The organism is Mycobacterium paragordonae (assembly GCF_003614435.1).
GTDB lineage: Bacteria > Actinomycetota > Actinomycetes > Mycobacteriales > Mycobacteriaceae > Mycobacterium > Mycobacterium paragordonae.
Genome location: NZ_CP025546.1, coordinates 3,600,395 through 3,616,192, shown reverse-complemented (window position 1 = coordinate 3,616,192; position 15,798 = coordinate 3,600,395). Strand labels below are relative to the sequence as shown.

Annotated in this window: 17 protein-coding genes; 11 read left to right on the top strand and 6 right to left on the bottom strand. The window is 66.3% G+C overall.

Features of this window, described 5'->3' with window-relative positions:
• Nucleotides 1-11: 11 nt before the first annotated feature.
• The gene (locus C0J29_RS16405; RefSeq protein WP_120792956.1) at nucleotides 12-2,525 is read right to left on the bottom strand and encodes an FAD-binding oxidoreductase; all 2,514 of its coding nucleotides are present in this window, start codon (nucleotides 2,523-2,525) and stop codon (nucleotides 12-14) included.
• A 27-nt stretch (nucleotides 2,526-2,552) separates the two neighbouring features.
• Entirely contained in the window at nucleotides 2,553-3,662 is a 1,110-nt protein-coding gene (locus C0J29_RS16400; RefSeq protein ID WP_065043600.1) for an LLM class flavin-dependent oxidoreductase, read from the bottom strand.
• 238 nt (nucleotides 3,663-3,900) lie between these two features.
• Between C0J29_RS16400 and C0J29_RS16395 the strand changes: the two genes are divergently transcribed.
• From C0J29_RS16395 to C0J29_RS16375, 5 genes are all read left to right on the top strand, one after another.
• Complete coding sequence (locus tag C0J29_RS16395; protein WP_065043601.1) at nucleotides 3,901-4,851, top strand: enoyl-CoA hydratase; 951 nt, start codon at nucleotides 3,901-3,903, stop codon at nucleotides 4,849-4,851.
• Between the two features lie 12 nt (nucleotides 4,852-4,863).
• Nucleotides 4,864-6,093: an acyl-CoA dehydrogenase family protein gene (locus tag C0J29_RS16390; RefSeq protein ID WP_120792955.1), complete on the top strand. Its 1,230-nt coding sequence runs from the start codon at nucleotides 4,864-4,866 to the stop codon at nucleotides 6,091-6,093.
• Nucleotide 6,094: 1 nt separating this feature from the next.
• Entirely contained in the window at nucleotides 6,095-7,147 is a 1,053-nt protein-coding gene (locus C0J29_RS16385; protein WP_120792954.1) for an acyl-CoA dehydrogenase family protein, read from the top strand.
• A 2-nt stretch (nucleotides 7,148-7,149) separates the two neighbouring features.
• Nucleotides 7,150-8,784, top strand: a complete 1,635-nt coding sequence (locus C0J29_RS16380; RefSeq protein ID WP_120792953.1) for an AMP-binding protein — start codon at nucleotides 7,150-7,152, stop codon at nucleotides 8,782-8,784.
• Between the two features lie 117 nt (nucleotides 8,785-8,901).
• Nucleotides 8,902-9,096 carry a hypothetical protein gene (locus C0J29_RS16375; RefSeq protein ID WP_065163207.1) on the top strand — a complete coding sequence of 65 codons (195 nt, stop codon included), beginning with the start codon at nucleotides 8,902-8,904 and terminating at the stop codon, nucleotides 9,094-9,096.
• Here C0J29_RS16375 and tpx read toward each other — a convergent pair.
• Nucleotides 9,066-9,560: a thiol peroxidase gene (tpx, locus tag C0J29_RS16370; protein WP_120792952.1), complete on the bottom strand. Its 495-nt coding sequence runs from the start codon at nucleotides 9,558-9,560 to the stop codon at nucleotides 9,066-9,068. The two genes, C0J29_RS16375 and tpx, sit on opposite strands and share 31 nt — an antisense overlap.
• A 109-nt stretch (nucleotides 9,561-9,669) precedes the next feature.
• Here tpx and C0J29_RS16365 point away from each other — a divergent pair, with 109 nt between their 5' ends.
• Entirely contained in the window at nucleotides 9,670-10,620 is a 951-nt protein-coding gene (locus C0J29_RS16365; RefSeq protein WP_120794768.1) for a GlxA family transcriptional regulator, read from the top strand.
• 13 nt (nucleotides 10,621-10,633) lie between these two features.
• Nucleotides 10,634-11,371 (top strand): DJ-1/PfpI family protein, encoded by a 738-nt coding sequence (locus tag C0J29_RS16360; protein WP_065043606.1) that lies wholly within the window; start codon nucleotides 10,634-10,636, stop codon nucleotides 11,369-11,371.
• Here the strand turns inward: C0J29_RS16360 and C0J29_RS16355 are convergent.
• A complete protein-coding gene (locus tag C0J29_RS16355) occupies nucleotides 11,361-11,837 on the bottom strand; it encodes a nuclear transport factor 2 family protein (protein WP_120792951.1) in 477 nt (158 codons plus the stop codon). The two genes, C0J29_RS16360 and C0J29_RS16355, sit on opposite strands and share 11 nt — an antisense overlap.
• An 18-nt stretch (nucleotides 11,838-11,855) precedes the next feature.
• On the opposite strand from C0J29_RS16355, the gene C0J29_RS16350 reads away from it, so the two are divergent.
• Complete coding sequence (locus C0J29_RS16350) at nucleotides 11,856-12,623, top strand: SDR family oxidoreductase (RefSeq protein WP_120792950.1); 768 nt, start codon at nucleotides 11,856-11,858, stop codon at nucleotides 12,621-12,623.
• Between the two features lie 86 nt (nucleotides 12,624-12,709).
• Nucleotides 12,710-13,063, top strand: coding sequence for a hypothetical protein (locus C0J29_RS16345; protein ID WP_162951489.1), 354 nt, complete (start codon nucleotides 12,710-12,712; stop codon nucleotides 13,061-13,063).
• A gap of 87 nt (nucleotides 13,064-13,150) precedes the next feature.
• Here the strand turns inward: C0J29_RS16345 and C0J29_RS16340 are convergent, their stop codons facing one another.
• Nucleotides 13,151-13,918 carry a YqjF family protein gene (locus tag C0J29_RS16340; RefSeq protein ID WP_120792948.1) on the bottom strand — a complete coding sequence of 256 codons (768 nt, stop codon included), beginning with the start codon at nucleotides 13,916-13,918 and terminating at the stop codon, nucleotides 13,151-13,153.
• Nucleotides 13,919-13,975: 57 nt separating this feature from the next.
• Nucleotides 13,976-14,344, bottom strand: coding sequence for a SpoIIAA family protein (locus C0J29_RS16335; protein ID WP_065043611.1), 369 nt, complete (start codon nucleotides 14,342-14,344; stop codon nucleotides 13,976-13,978).
• A 76-nt stretch (nucleotides 14,345-14,420) separates the two neighbouring features.
• Here C0J29_RS16335 and C0J29_RS16330 point away from each other — a divergent pair, with 76 nt between their 5' ends.
• Entirely contained in the window at nucleotides 14,421-14,954 is a 534-nt protein-coding gene (locus C0J29_RS16330) for a hypothetical protein (RefSeq protein WP_242460448.1), read from the top strand.
• Nucleotides 14,955-15,056: 102 nt separating this feature from the next.
• Nucleotides 15,057-15,797 (top strand): peroxiredoxin, encoded by a 741-nt coding sequence (locus C0J29_RS16325; protein ID WP_242460447.1) that lies wholly within the window; start codon nucleotides 15,057-15,059, stop codon nucleotides 15,795-15,797.
• Nucleotide 15,798 lies beyond the last annotated feature (1 nt).

Sequence of the window (15,798 nt, the reverse complement as noted above, 5' to 3'; positions counted from 1 at the left end):
TCGACTCTCTTTCAGTGTCCGTCACCGGCGGCGGCGCCGACCAGCTCGTTGGCGGGCTGAGTTGGTACCGAACGGTTTTCGTAGTTGCGGGCGATGAGGGTCTTCTCTCCCGACAGCCGGGTGCGCGCCCACTTGCCGATCACGCGCCCGGCTATGCCCGGCTTCATCAACGCCGAGGGAGGCTTGACCAGATGGACGACGGCGAGGAACTCGCGGTAGGCGTCGAGGTCGTCGTGCACCAACTCCAGCAGGCGGTCCATGTACCAGGTCAGCACGCCGAAGTAGAACGGGCGCTTCTTGTCCACGTCCTTCATCCAGTCGAACCGCAGGTTCTGTTCGCGGATGACGAACCAGGCGGTGTCGGCCATCTTGGCGATCGTCCGGTAGTAGCGGCGAGGCAGATCACGGTGCCCGGGACCGTACTTGGCCAGCAGCTGCTGCATCTCCCGGACTTCCTTGAGCGCCAGGCTCATTCCCAGACCCGACACCGGGTCGGCGCTGGTGTAGGCGTCACCGACGGCCAGTAGGGCGCGCGGCAGATTGCGCTTCTTCTCGTAGTGCAGTCGCAGCATGTTCGGATAGCGGAAGTTGTAGATCGCCGACGCCGGTTCCAGGCCGTCGATGTTCTCCCCCACCACTGGCGAGGGCATCAGATCGGCGAACTCGCGAAACTCCTTGGCAGTCCGGGGCGGCGAATAGCAGTTGTAGGCCACCAGCGAGGTGGACAGCAGGGTGCGGGAGCTGTCGGTGTAGTACTGCGCCGCGTAGGTGTCCTCGAACGGGCGGTAGGCGTAACAGATCACCATGACCTTGTCCTGCCATTGCCGCTCGGGCGGAACATGGTGTTGCATCGTCGAGTAGAAGCAGTTGATGATGTCCTGCTCCACCTCCGGCGCGCCGATGCCGATGCGGTCCAGGAACTCTGGGACACGGGTGTTCTTGCCGGATGCGTCGACGACGAATTCTGCGGGGATCACCTCGGATTCGGCCCCCACGGCGACACCGATGACCGCATTGTTCTCGCGGTCGAACACCAGGTCGGTGACCTCCGACTCGTAGCGGAAGTCGATGCGAGGTTCGTCGTCCAGCCGGCGCCGCACGCACCACTCCAGCAAGGGCCTGCCGGCGCAGACGATTTCGATGTCGCTGGTGCCGGGCTTCTTCCAGGAGCCGCCAAGCCGGATCCGGTATTCGGCCGCCATGTCGACCTTGAAGGCGCCTTCGCGCACCATGTCGTCGACGATGCCGGGAAAGAATCGCTCCAGCTCGATCTGCCCGGCGGTGAGCAGGTGGTGCAGGTGCCAGCCCTGCGCGGCGCCGGGCCGGCCCTCGCGGCGTCGGTGCGGGTCGTCCTTTTCGAGCACGATGACGCGTTCGAAGGTCTCGCTGCACACCTTGGCCGCGGCGATGCCGGCGATGCTGCCGCCGATCACCACCGCGGTGCCGCGACCGCGCCGGCGCACTTCACCGATGTCCACGGTCGCGTAGTCGACCCGCGTCGCGGTGCGCCGGCGGGCGGCGCCGCTGGGGACGAATTTCTCGTAGTACAGGCCGACACGCTGGAACCCGTTGTTGTCCAGCCACGTTCGGGTCGCTTCGACCATCGCCGCCGGACCGCACAGGTAGACGTCGGCGTCACCACCGGCCAGCATGCGTTCGTCGAGCATATCGGTGACCAGGCCGGTGCGCCCATCCCAGCCGGCATCCGGATTGGCCACGATGACGTGTACTTCCAGGGCGGCGACACGGCGCCGCAACGCCGTGAGTTCGTCAAGCTTGCACAGGTCGTCCGCGGCCGTCACGCCGTACAGCAGATAGACCGGATGCTGCGTCTCGGCAGTCAAGCTTTCTGCCATCGCCAGGATCGCCGACAACCCGGTGCCGCCGGCGACCAGGATGACCGGTCGCACGATGGGACGCAGATAGAAGCTGCCTTTGCTGCAGCGCATGGCAATTCGGTCGCCGGGCTTGGCGCGGTCGCGCAGATAGTTCGACATCACGCCGTCGGGCAGCAACCGGATGATGAACTCCAGTTCGGTGCGGCCCTCGGGATGGGCGTAGGAGTAATTGCGCCACGTCTCGGTGCCGGGGACCTGCAACTGCGCGAACTGGCCGGCTTTGAAGCGCAGCCGCGTACCCAGGCCCGAGACGTCCAGCTTCAGGATGGCGGTGCTGGGCGATACCAGGTCGACCTCCGTCACCACACCGTCCCCGGTGACCAGTAGTGCGGCATTGTCGTCGGCCGGATACTGCAGCTCGATACGGCAATCGGAGGCGGCGAATGTCTGGCACGTGAGGATCTTCCGGGCCGCGCGCTCGACGTCGGACAGGCCCTCGGTCCGCCCCATCTCGTACTGGCCGGAGGCACAGCTGGCCACGCAGGTGCCACAGATGCCGCTCTGGCATTCGTTGACGATGGCGACGCCGTGTTCTTCGGCGGCATCCAGCATGGACTGGTCCGGTCGCACCGGCATCGTCCGGGTTGTTCCGTCCGAGTAGCCGACGGTGACTTGGCGAACCGACATTACGTTGCCCTTCCTCGACGGGGTGCGCTAGACGACCAGGGCGACCGGCTTCTTGGCGATGCGGGCGTTGAGCCTGGGCATGACCTCCTCGGCGAGCAGCCGCAGCGATTCTTTCCACGGGCCCGGGTCCTCCCGGTAGTCGAACCCGAGCACCAGCAGGTGGCCGAACCCGCCGACCTGGTCGTAGGTGGCTTCGAGTTTGTCCACCACCGTCTCCACCGAGCCGACCACAAAGGTGTTCTCGGCCAGGTATTCCGCGGTGACGTCGTCGTCGGCCACCGACGGGTGGTGTTTGTAGAACTTGGTCATGCCGAACATCCGGAAGGTGGGCAGTGTGTACTCGCGCATGGCCCGGCCCATGGCGCCGTCCACGGCGTAACGGAAGGCCTGTTCGTCGGTTTCGGCCACCAGCACCTCACGCACCAGGCGCCAGTCGCGGCGGTCCGGGGTGCGGCCACTGCGTTCGGCTCCCTCCAGCACCGCATCCCAGTGGGTGGCGACGTATTCGGTGTTGAGATCCAAACTCATTGGCAGATAACCCCGTTCGCCTGCCAACTTCAGCGTCTCGGAGCCGGCGCTGAAACCGGTGACCCCGATCGGCGGGTGCGGACTCTGGAACGGCTTGATGTGGCGTTTCATCAGCCCTTCGAACATCGGCGCAATCCCGTTGGCGTTCCAGTACTTTCCGCGGTGCTCCCACGGCTGGTCCTCGGTCCAGATTCGCAGCATGATCTCCAGTGCCTCGCGAGTCATCTCGCGGTGCTCGCCGTTCTTGCCGTCGACGTCATACAGGGCCCAGTCGCCGGGGATGCCGCTGGCGCCCACGCCCAACATGAAGCGGCCCTGGGCGAGATGGTCGAAATACGCCACCCGGTGCGCCAATTCGACCGGATGGTGATACGGCAGCAGGTGGGCACCGGGCGCGAGCTTGATGTGCTTGGTGCGCAACAGCGCCTGGGCCAGTAACAGATCGGGCGCGCAGATCGGCTCCCACGGCACCGTGAAGTGTTCACCCACCCAAGCTTCGACATACCCGAGCTGGTCGGCCAGCTCGATGATGTCGAGGTCCCACTGGGTCGCGTCGTACAGAGTGCGCTCCGGTGGATGGGCCGGCATGAGGAAGATTCCGATCTCCATCGTTAACCCTTCTTCGTCGTATGTGCCCGGGCCGGGATTCCGGCGCGCTGCGGTTGGCTCGTTTCTAGGTATACACAGTACTAGCAAGATACTTCGTTGTACACAAGATGCTTATTTCTTGGTAATTCGCCGGGTCAGCTATGACATAGCGGCGTATCGGCTATGGACATAATCACGAACTTCCGCGTAACCTCGCACACGTCACCGTTCTGCGCGCAGCCGGCAGCAAGGAGTAACCATGAGTGTCACCGGGGTCGGTCCGGTCGATCACCGGTCGAATGGGGAGCGTCCCGCGGGAGACTTCCACTTCATCCGGTACGAGACGCTTGACGATGGGCTGATCGCGGTCATCACCCTCGACCGCCCGAAGCAGCGCAACGCCCAGACCCGCGGACTGCTGGTGGAGCTGGGCAGCGCGTTCGAGCGCGCGGAAACCGACGACAGGGTTCGGGTGGTGGTCCTGCGCGGCGCCGGGCCCGCGTTCTCCGCAGGTCACGACCTCGGCTCCGCCGACGACGTCCGCGAGCGCAGCCCGGGACCCGGCCAGCACCCCACCTATCAATGCAACGGCGGGACCTTCGGTGGGGTGGAGTCGCGCAATCGCCAGGAGTGGCACTACTACTTCGAGAACACCAAGAGGTGGCGCAACCTCCGCAAAATCACCGTCGCCCAGGTGCACGGCACCGTGTTGTCGGCGGGACTGATGCTGGCGTGGTGCTGCGATCTCATCGTCGCGAGCCAGGACACCGTGTTCGCCGACGTGGTGGGCACGCGGCTGGGCATGTGCGGTGTCGAGTACTTCGGCCACCCGTGGGAGTTCGGACCGCGGAAGGCCAAGGAACTTCTGCTCACCGGGGATTCGATCGGAGCCGACGAAGCACACGTGCTCGGCATGGTCAGCAAGGTGTTCCCGCCTGATGAACTGGCGGACAGCACCATCGCATTCGCGCGCCGAATCGCGAAAGTGCCGACCATGGCGGCGTTACTGATCAAGGAGTCGGTCAATCAGACCGTCGACGCCATGGGATTCACCACCGCCCTGGACGGCTGTTTCAAGATCCACCAACTCAACCACGCGCACTGGGGTGAGGTCACCGGCGGAAAGCTGTCCTACGGAACCGTCGAGTACGGACTCGAAGACTGGCGCGACGCGCCCGAGATCCAGCCCGCCGACAAGCGACGACCCTGACGCGAGCCCGGCGTGGATGTCACCTACCCGCCCGAGGCGGAAGCGTTTCGCACCCGGATTCGCGCCTTCCTGGCCGAACGACTGCCCCCGGACTGGCAGGGGCCCGGCGCGCTCCCCCCGGACGCGCGGGAAGCGTTCGCCTGCGAGTGGCGGCGGGCACTGGCCGCGGCCGGCCTGGTTGCGGTGTCCTGGCCGCGCGCGTACGGCGGGGGTGGCCTGTCCCCACTCGAACAGGTGGTGCTGGCCGAGGAGTTCACCCGCGCCGGCGCCCCCGAGCGCGCGGAGAACGATCTGCTGGGCATCGACCTGCTGGGCAACACGCTGATCGCCCTCGGTACCGACGAACAGAAGGCCCGCTTTTTGCCGCGCATCCTCTCGGGTGAAGACCGTTGGTGTCAGGGCTTTTCCGAGCCGGAGGCCGGCTCAGACCTGGCGGCGGTGCGGACCCGCGCCGTGCTCGATACCGACGAGTGGGTGATCAACGGCCAGAAGATCTGGACCTCCGCCGGCACCTCGGCGAACTGGATATTCCTGCTGGCGCGCACCGACCCCCGCCTGCCTAAACATCAGGGCCTGTCGCTGCTGCTGGTGCCGATGGATCAGCCGGGGGTGGTGGTCCGGCCGATCGTCAATGCTGCCGGCGACTCGTCCTTCAGCGAGGTTTTCCTCACCGACGCCCGTACGGCGTCGGGCAATGTGGTGGGCGGCGTCGGCAACGGATGGCCGACCGCGATGACGCTGCTCGGTTTTGAGCGCGGATCCGCCGTGACCACCGTCGCGATCGAGTTCGGCCGGGACCTGGACCGGTTGTGTGCGCTGGCCCGTCAACGCGGCGTGGCCGGCGAGCCGCGCATCCGCGATGCGTTGGCGTGGTGCTATTCCCGTGTCCAGATCATGCGCTACCGCGGCTACCGGGGCCTCACCCTGTCGCTGCGCGGACAACTGCCCGGCGCCGATGCTGCGATCAGCAAGGTCATCTGGAGTGAATACTTCCGCCGCTATACCGATCTGGCCGTCGAGATCCTGGGACTCGACGCACTGAGCCCGTCGGGACCGGGCAACGGCGGCGCCCGGGTGGTGCCGGAGGCGGGCACGCCCAACTCCCCCTCGTGCTGGATGGCCGAGCTGCTCTACTCCCGTGCCGCAACGATTTACGCCGGGAGTTCACAGATCCAGCGCACCGTGATCGGCGAGCGGCTCCTCGGGTTGCCGCGCGAACCACGCCGGGAAGCGCTGCGCTGACATGGATTTCGACTACAGCATCGAACACGACGACTTCCGGGCGGCGCTGCGCGGCTTCCTGCGCGACCACGCGCCGGATCTGCGCGCGGCCGACGGCCACGACAGCGGGCTCTGGCGGCGACTGTGCAGCGAACTGGAACTGCCCGGTTTGCACATCCCGGCGGAATACGGCGGCGCGGGTGCCACTCTCGTGGAGACCGCGATCGCCTGCACCGAACTCGGGCGGACGCTGGCGCCGGTTGCCTTCGCGGCGAACATATTCGCGATGGAAGCGATTCTGCGGATGGGCGACGAAGAACAGCGCAAATCTCTGCTGCCCGGGCTGCTCTCGGGTGAGCGGATCGCGGCGTTTGCGGGTTATGGCCCGCAAGCGGCGGATGTCGTCGGGGACGGCCTGCTGACCGGGGAATGCGGCCCGGTGCTGCATGGTCATGTCGCCGACCTGTTCGTGGTGCCGGCCGGTCGTGACGGCGGGCTCTCCCTGCATGTGGTGCGGGCCGATGGGCCGGGGGTCTGCGTCGAGCGGCTGCCCTCGTTCGATCTCACCCGTCCCGTCGCCGCATTGCGGCTGTCCCACGCTCCCGCCGAAGCACTGGCTGCCGGCACCTCCGGAGACGTCGACCGCGTGCTGGACGTCGCGCGGGTGTTGCTGGCTGCCGAGATGCTCGGCGGAGCGGAGGCGTGCCTCGACATGACCGTCGACTATGCCTGTCGCCGAACGCAATTCGATCGCCCGATCGGATCGTTCCAGGCGGTCAAACACGCCTGCGCCGAGATGATGATCGAGATCGACGCGACCCGCGCGGCGGTGATGTACGCCGCGATGAGTGCCACCACCGGGGACGATCTGCACCTCGCCGCGCCCTTGGTGAAAGCGCAGGCGGCCGACACATTCGTGCAGTGCGCGGGCACGGCCATCCAGGTCCACGGCGGAATCGCGTTCACCTGGGAGCACGACCTGCACCTGTATTTCCGGCGGGCCACCACCGCTGCGGCACTGTTCGGCAGTAGCGCGCACCACCGCGCGCTGCTCGCCGACCGGGCAGGTATCTAGGCGTGGAGTCCTACGCGGCCGGGCCGGTCGACGCTCCCCTGCTGGAGCAGACCATCGGCGCCAACTTTGATTGCACAGCGCGCGGTTACCCGGGCGTCGAGGCGTTGGTCGACGTCCCGGGCGGACGGCGCTGGACCTATGCCGAACTCAATGCCGAGATCGACCGACTGGCAATGGCCCTGCTGGCCAGCGGCATCGAGCGCGGTGACCGGGTCGGCATCTGGTCACCCAACTGCCCGGAGTGGACCATCCTGCAGTACGCCACTGCCAAAGTCGGCGCCATCCTGGTGACGATCAACCCGGCATACCGCAGCCACGAGTTGTCGCATGTGTTGCGGCACTCGGGCATCCGGTTGCTGGTATCGGCGGCCGAGTTCAAGACGTCCGACTACCGGCGCATGGTCGACGAAGTGCGTCCGGAGACAACGGATCTGGATGACATCGTGTTCCTGGGTACCGGCGACTGGGACGGGTTGCAACGACGGGCGGCCGGCGTGGGGAGCTCAGCGTTGCGGGACAGGATGGCGACGCTGAGCCCGTCGGACCCGATCAACATCCAATACACCTCGGGCACAACCGGTTCCCCCAAGGGCGTCACCCTGTCGCACCGCAACATCCTGAACAACGGGTTCTTCGTCACCGAGCAGATCGGACTCGGCCCCGGCGACCGGTTGTGTATCCCGGTGCCGTTCTACCACTGCTTCGGCATGGTGATGGGCAACCTCGGCTGTACCAGCCACGGTGCCACCATGGTGATCCCGGCCGCTGGATTCGACCCGGCGGCCACCCTGTGGGCGATCGAGCGGGAACGCTGCACCGCCGTGTACGGCGTGCCGACCATGTTCATCTCCCTCCTCGGACACCCCGACCTCGCCGGCCGCGACGTGTCGTCACTACGCACCGGGATCATGGCCGGTGCCTCCTGCCCAGTGCAGGTGATGAAGCGCTGCATGGACGAACTGCACATGGCGCAGGTATCGATCGCCTACGGCATGACCGAAACGTCACCGGTGTCGTGCCAGACCACGGTCGACGACGACCTGGAGCGCCGCACCGAGACGGTGGGCCGGGCGCATCCCCACGTCGAAGTCAAGATCATCGACCCGGAGACCGGCCAGACGGTGCCGCGGGGAGAACCCGGCGAACTGTGCACCCGCGCCTATTCGGTGATGCTTGGTTACTGGCGCGACGACGAGCGGACCCGTGAGGTGCTCGACGGCGACGGATGGATGCATACCGGTGATCTGGCGGTGATGCGTGCGGACGGCTACTGCGTGGTGACCGGCCGCATCAAGGACATGATCATTCGTGGTGGCGAGAATCTGTCGCCCCGGGAGATCGAGGACTTCCTGCACAGCCATCCCGACGTCGGGGACGTGCAGGTGGTCGGCGTACCCGACGACAGGTACGGCGAAGAGATCTGCGCCTGCATCCTGATGCGTCCCGGGCGGCCGGCGCTGGATGCCGATGCGGTGCGGCGGTTCTGTGCCGGGCGGATCGCGCACTACAAGATCCCGCGCTACGTCCACATCGTTGACGAATTTCCGATGACGGCGACCGGGAAGGTCCGCAAGGTCGACTTACGTATACATGCGGCCCGGCTTCTGGGCCTGTCAGGGGCAATGTCTAACTCATAGACAATGTCACCAAAATGTCTGTACACCAATAGTTTTCGCGGCCAGGTACTTCCCGTCGCCGCATTTCGGCGCTAATCTCCCTGGCATTGCGATATTTCGCCGGCCTTGGAGCAAGCCATGAGTGACAGGAATAGGGTACGGACCGTCCGTGCGGTGCTGGCCTTGTTGATGACGGTGATGGGAGGGATGATGCTGGCCGGTTGCCCGGTCAGTGCGCAGCCTCCCCTGGCGCCGCGCGCGGCAGACACGGTGGCCGTGCCTGCCGACGTCTCCGGCAGCTGCTACCCCAGCGCCGCGAGCGCGGCGTCGTAGTCCGGCTCCTGCGCGATCTCGGGGACCAGCTCGGTGTGCGCCACTTTGCCGTCGGCTCCGATCACGACGACCGCCCGGGCCAGCAGGCCGGCCATCGGACCGTTGACGATAGTGACGCCGTAGTCCTTGCCGAAGCTGTCCCGGAATGCCGACGCCACACTGACGTTCTCGATGCCCTCGGCGCCGCAGAACCGCTTCTGCGCGAACGGCAGGTCGTTGGACACGCACACCACCGACGCGCCGCCGTCCGCGACGCGCTCGTTGAAGGTCCGCACGCTGGCGGCGCACACCGGGGTGTCGATGGACGGAAAGATGTTCAGCAGCACCGGTTTACCGTTGAACTGGTCGCTGCTGAAGGGGCTCAGATCGCCGCCGGTCATGCTGAAGGCGGGGGCCGGAGATCCGACGGCCGGAAGTTCGCCGACGGTGTTGATCGCATTTCCGCGCAAGGTTATCTGTGCCATAGGCACAGTCTGCCAAGGCGCCCGTAAGGACTTGCGCTCAGGTCCGATGTCCTGATTCGTGGGGTGCATGGCCTAGACGACATGACTGAACGTGGCCAACACTGTGTGCATGGCTCGCACAGTCGTGATCGTCGGCTTCCCCGGGGTCCAGGCGCTCGACCTGGTGGGACCCTACGAAGTCTTCACCGGCGCGTCGCTGCTTACCGAGGGCGGATATGACGTGATCGTGGCCGCGCGTGGTGGGCAACCGATCACCACCGCGGGCGGGCTGGGCTTCAGCGCCGTGCCGCTGCCCGACCCGCACGACGAGGTGGACACCGTGGTGCTGCCCGGTGGCTTCGGCGTCGAGGCCGCACGTGCCGACCCGGAACTGCTGGATTGGATCAAAGCGATCGCCGGCACCGCCCGTCGCGTGGTCACGGTCTGCACGGGTGCGTTCCTGGCTGCTGAAGCGGGATTGCTCGACGGGCACCGGGCCACCACGCACTGGGCCTTCGCCGATCAGCTGGCCGCCGAGTTCCCGCGCGTCGAGGTCGATCCGGATCCCATCTTCGTCCGCAGCTCCGAAAAGATCTGGACGGCCGCCGGCGTCGCCTCCGGGATCGACCTCGCGCTGTCACTTGTCGAGGACGACCACGGCACCGAGGTGGCCCAGACTGTCGCGCGCTGGCTGGTGCTCTACCTGCGCCGCCCCGGCGGGCAGACCCAGTTCGCCGCCCCGGTGTGGATGCCGCGAGCGAAACGACCATCGATCCGTGATGTCCAGGAAGCCATCGAAGCCGAACCCGGTGGCGTGCACAGCATCGACGAACTGGCCCGGCGGGCGGCGATGAGTCCGCGCCATTTCACCCGGATCTTCACCGACGAGGTCGGTGAGGCGCCCGGCCAGTATGTCGAGCGCGTGCGCACCGAAGCGGCCCGCCGTCAGTTGGAGGAGACCGACGACACCGTCGTCGCGATCGCCTCCCGCTGCGGCTTCGGCACGGCGGAAACCATGCGCCGCAACTTCATCCGTCGTGTCGGGATTCCACCCGACCAGTACCGCAAAGCCTTCGCCTGAAAGGAACACCGCAATGACGCAGATCGCATTCGTGGCCTACCCGGGTTTCACCGCCCTGGACATGATCGGCCCTTACGAGGTGCTGCGGCAGTTGCCGGACGCGGACGTACGGTTCGTCTGGCATGAGGCCGGGCCGATCACCGCCGACTCCGGCGTGCTCGTCCTGGGAGCGACCCACTCGTTCGCCGAAACCCCCTCTCCAGATGTCGTTCTCGTGCCTGGTGGCCCCGCGACGCCGGTGCATGCGCGCGACGAGAAACTGCTCGACTGGCTCCGGCAGGTCCACGGGACCGCCCAGTGGACCGCCTCGGTGTGCTCCGGATCGGTGATACTGGCGGCCGCCGGCCTGCTGCGGGACAAGCGCGCCACCTCGCACTGGGTCGCCCTTCCGGCGCTGAAAGCCTTCGGCGTCACTCCCGTCGGCGACCAGCGGATCGTGCACGAGGGCAACATCATCACCAGCGCCGGCGTCTCCGCCGGACTTGACCTGGCGCTCTGGCTGGCCGCACAGCTCGGTGGCGAAGGCCGTGCCAAGGCGATCCAGCTCGCCATCGAGTACGACCCGCAGCCCCCGTTCGATTCGGGTCACATGTCGAAGGCATCGACGACGACGAAGGCCGCGGCTACCGCGCTGCTGTCCAAGGACAGTCTCAAGCCGGCCAATATGAAAGCCACCACGCTGCTGGCGTGGAACCAGGCCCTGGCCGCCGCACGCTCACGGCGGCGCAAGCGGCAGTCCGTCAGCGTTTAGGCGCGGGAATCTCGTCGGTGGCTAGCTTGCCGCCGGCCTGGATCCAGGCTCCGACCACGCGCGGCGCGTCGCGGTTCGGGTTGTAGATGTCCTCCTCGCTGGAGAACAGGCCGTCGCCGGCGTACACCAGGCGGGTCCAGTTGGGGAACCAGAACGGCTCCCCGTCCGGGTCGGTCGGGTGGTCGAGCAGGTTCTTGATCATGATGACGACCGCGTCATTGTCTTCGTCGTATGCGGTCCAGTCCGACGGGAACCGCATGTGCGGGAACGGCGCCATGACGTCGACGATCCACTGCCGCACCTCTTCGCGGCCGTGGAAAACGCCGTAGTGGTGTTCGGTGTAGACGACGTCCTCGGTGAACAGGTCAGCGAAGGGGCGCCAGTCGCCGGAGGCGCTGCATCCCTCGACGACGGTGGTGTAATGCCGGACGGCCTCTTCGATCTCTGCTTTCGCGAACTTGCCCATAGCGGACACACTAGAGGCATGAGCGTGTGGGATCTGTTCGATTTGCGCGGCAAGAAGGCCCTGGTGACCGGGGCGTCCAGCGGCATCGGCCGGAAGGTGGCGCTGGCGTACGCGGAGGCGGGTGCCGAAATAGCGCTTGTGGCAAGAAGTTTGGATGTGCTGGAGGTGCTTGCCGGGGAGATCGCGGCAGCCGGCGGCAAGGCCGTACCGATAGCGTGCGACGTGACCCGGCAAGACCAGGTGTCCGCCATGGTCGATCGGATGACGGCCGAATTGGGCGGGATCGACATCGCGGTGTGCAACGCGGGCATCGTCTCGGTGACCCCGATGCTGGACATGTCGGTGCAGGAGTTCGAGCGGATCCAGAGCACCAACGTGACCGGGGTCTTCCTCACCGCGCAGGCCGCGGCCCGGGCGATGGTGGCCCAGGGCCGGGGCGGATCCATCATCACCACCGCGTCGATGTCGGGCCACATCATCAACATCCCGCAGCAGGTGGGTCACTACTGCACATCCAAGGCGGCGGTGATTCATCTGACCAAGGCGATGGCGGTCGAGTTCGCGCCGCACAACATCCGGGTCAACAGCATCAGTCCCGGCTACATCATGACCGAGCTCGTCGAGCCGCTCGCCGAATACCACCGGCTGTGGGAGCCGAAGATTCCGATGGGCCGCATCGGCCGCCCGGAAGAGCTCAACGGCCTCTACCTGTACCTGGCCAGCGCGGCGTCGAGCTACATGACCGGTTCGGACCTGGTGATCGACGGTGGCTATTGTCTCCCCTGAGCAAGCCCTCCCCTGAGCAAGCCTGCCCTGAGCACGCGGTTTTCAGCTGCGCGAGCTGCGGTGAGGTGGCCGGTCGCGTGCGGTGGGTGACCCCTTCCGACGCCGTTGCCGAAACCTCCGGGGCCGCCCTGCAGGCACTGGCCGAGTTGGATGTTCTGCAGCGTCCGGCCGATCAGGCCGCCGTCGCGGTGCATACGTTTTTCGGAATTGCCAGCGTGCCTGTGCGGGCGGAGCGGATCGGACCGGTGAGCCGCGCGATCGCCGACGCCGACGCGTCCGCGTTGTATCGCCTCGGCTACAGCTATGCGCCGTTTCACTGCCCGGACTGTGCGGCGTCTTACTGTGGCGCGCACTGGAATTGGCGGACGTTCGAGGACGACCCGTACAGCGGCGTGGAAGGTGACTGCCCCGGCGGGCACTTCCACGTGCTGGCCTACTGATTTGCGCTGATTTTCCGCGGCGACTGCGAACCTCACGACGCCATCACGGCGTGTTGCGTCGTGGATTTCACGCTCGGCTCCCCTGGCTTACTGAACCAGGCAGGGCCGGCCGAAATAGGTTTGCACACCCGGCGAATACAGGGCCCGCAAGCGGTGACCGGCCGGCTGTACCCCCGCCGCGTCCACCAATTCGTCATGCAGCTCGGAGATTTCGGCCTCATGCAACGGCCATACGTCGTGTTCGTTGGGGACCCACCAGGTTCGGCCCGCCTTGCGGGTGTGCGCACCCCAGCGAGCGGTGAGCCAAATCTCCAGTGGGGTCGGCTCGATGACATCGCCGACGGTGACCGTCATCAGGCTGCGCAGTCCGCGCCGGGGCCAGCGCCGCACGCTCCGGTAGGTGATCTGGCGCCCGGACCGGGTCATCCGCATCCTCGCCCAGGTGTAGGGGACGCCGAGCCCAATCCGGGTCACCGGCACAACGGCCAATCGCGCCGTTTCCAGGGACCGGAACAGCACGCCGTGGCGCCCGGCGTCGTCGACCGAATACAGCCGGACGTTGGTCTCCTGGAAGCGGCCGAAGTACGGAAGTGGAAGTGCCGTACCGAGTTTGGTGTAGGACATCGCGAACGGGATCAACCCCACATAGGTGGTTCCGTCGGCGAACACATCGGGACGGGTGCCGGGCGGGTACAGATGCGCGACAGTCTCCGGCGCCACCGGCCAGTGCGCGAAGGTCACGTCGCTCCAGTACTGGTCGAACGTGACGGGACGCGGCAGCGGCGGCGGGGTGACCGGGTAGCCGGCCAGCACCGGGTCCCTCTCGGCGCCGGTGTCCGAAGGGATAGCGCTCATCGCACTATCGTGACACGGACGGTCGATGATCGGTCGGCCACATTGTGGCGCAAGTTCCTACGCGCCGTCGAGAACCCATTGCCGCGCCTGGTCCTGCTCGCCGGCGGGAAAGTGGCGGATCTCGGCTGACACGAAGTGCGCCGCCAGATGTTCAGCGACATCGGCGAGGTGCGAGTCGGTCACCACCGCGACCTTCTTGATGTGCTTCTGATGGTCCCGAACGAAGCGGAAATGAGTGACCAACGCGCCGAAGCTGTCCCATCCCGGGAATTTCGCGGCGCTGATGATCAGACCGTTGAGGTCGCCGTTCGCCTCGATGTGCGGGTCGACGACCTTGGCAAGCGCGGCGAAATCGCTCTTGTCCAGCGCAGACTCCGGTCGTACCAGCAGCACGGATTGCGCCGCGTCCAGTTCGTAGGTGATCATGGTGCGCTCCTCGATAGTGGGCTTCGGTAATGGTCGCGCCCTTGACACCGGCGGATAAGAGGCCAAAGTCATCCATATGCTCGCGGAAATTCGTTTGTCACGGGACTCGCGACGGCACCTCGCCGCACTGACTTTGGCCGGGTGCATGTTCGCGCCGGCCGGCCATGCTGCCGCCGACTCGGGATGCGCCAACGGGCAACCCGACGCCCGGGCGGTCGGCAAGGGTCAGCAGGTCCTGGTCGACTACTTCGGCGCGGTCAACAGCAAGGATTACCTCACGGCGTGGGGCTACCTGGGCCGACAGGTGCGTGCGGTGTACGGCGCCGCGGCACCCGAACAAGATGCGGACGGACTGGCCAGCTTCTCCTCGATCATGCGTCAGCACGTCAAGTGCGTACGCCTCACGGCTATCACCGCCGCGACGACCAACGACCCGGACGTCTCGGCGTCGCTCGGAATTCAGTGGTATCAGGTGACATTCGACGCCGACTATCTCAGCCGGTTCGAGGCCGGCGCAGGCACTCTGCCGCCGTTCTACAAGACGCAAGCCGATCCGCACGAAGGAGCCGGGCCACCACCGCTCATCATCAACCAGTCGACCAGTCCCTGACGGTGTCAGACGACAGTTGGCCCCACGTCAGAGGGCATTAGTCCCTATCCCGTGGAGAAGACGGGTTGTGGAATGGTGCCAGATCACGTGAAGGGACCGTCCATGACCACCACCGAGAGCTCGCCTGCAATCGTCGGTATGCCCCGCATCGGGGACCCGGCGCCGCCGTTCACCGCCGTCACCACCCAGGGGTCGATCAACTTCCCGGCCGACTACGCCGGCAAGTGGGTCATCTTCTTCTCTCATCCGGCTGACTTCACCCCGGTGTGCACCAGCGAATTCATCACCTTTGCCTCGATGCAACAACAGTTCGCGGCCTACAACACGATGCTGGTGGGGTTGTCGGTCGACGGGCTCTACAGCCACATCGCATGGCTCCGCACGATCAAGGAGAAGATCTCCTTCCGCGGTATGCACGACGTGGAGGTCACCTTCCCGCTGATCGAGGACGTCTCGATGGAGGTCGCGCGTAAGTACGGGATGATCATGCCGGGTGAGGACTCCACCAAGGCGGTGCGCGCGGTCTTCGTCATCGACCCGGAAGGCAAGATCCGTGCCGTCATCTACTACCCGCTGAGCCTGGGCCGCAACTTCGACGAGCTACTACGGGTGGTCAAGGCGTTGCAGACCGCCGATCACTTCCACGTCGCGACGCCGGCCGATTGGCGCCCGGGAGACCGGGTGACCGTGCCGCCCGCGGGTTCCTGCGGCACCGCCAAGGAGCGGATGGACGGCCACGCCGAGGGCATCGAATGCGAAGACTGGTTCTTCTGCACCAAAGAGATCAGTGCCGACCAGATCGAATCGGCGATCCGGGTTGGCGGCCATCCGCGAGTGGGCTGAT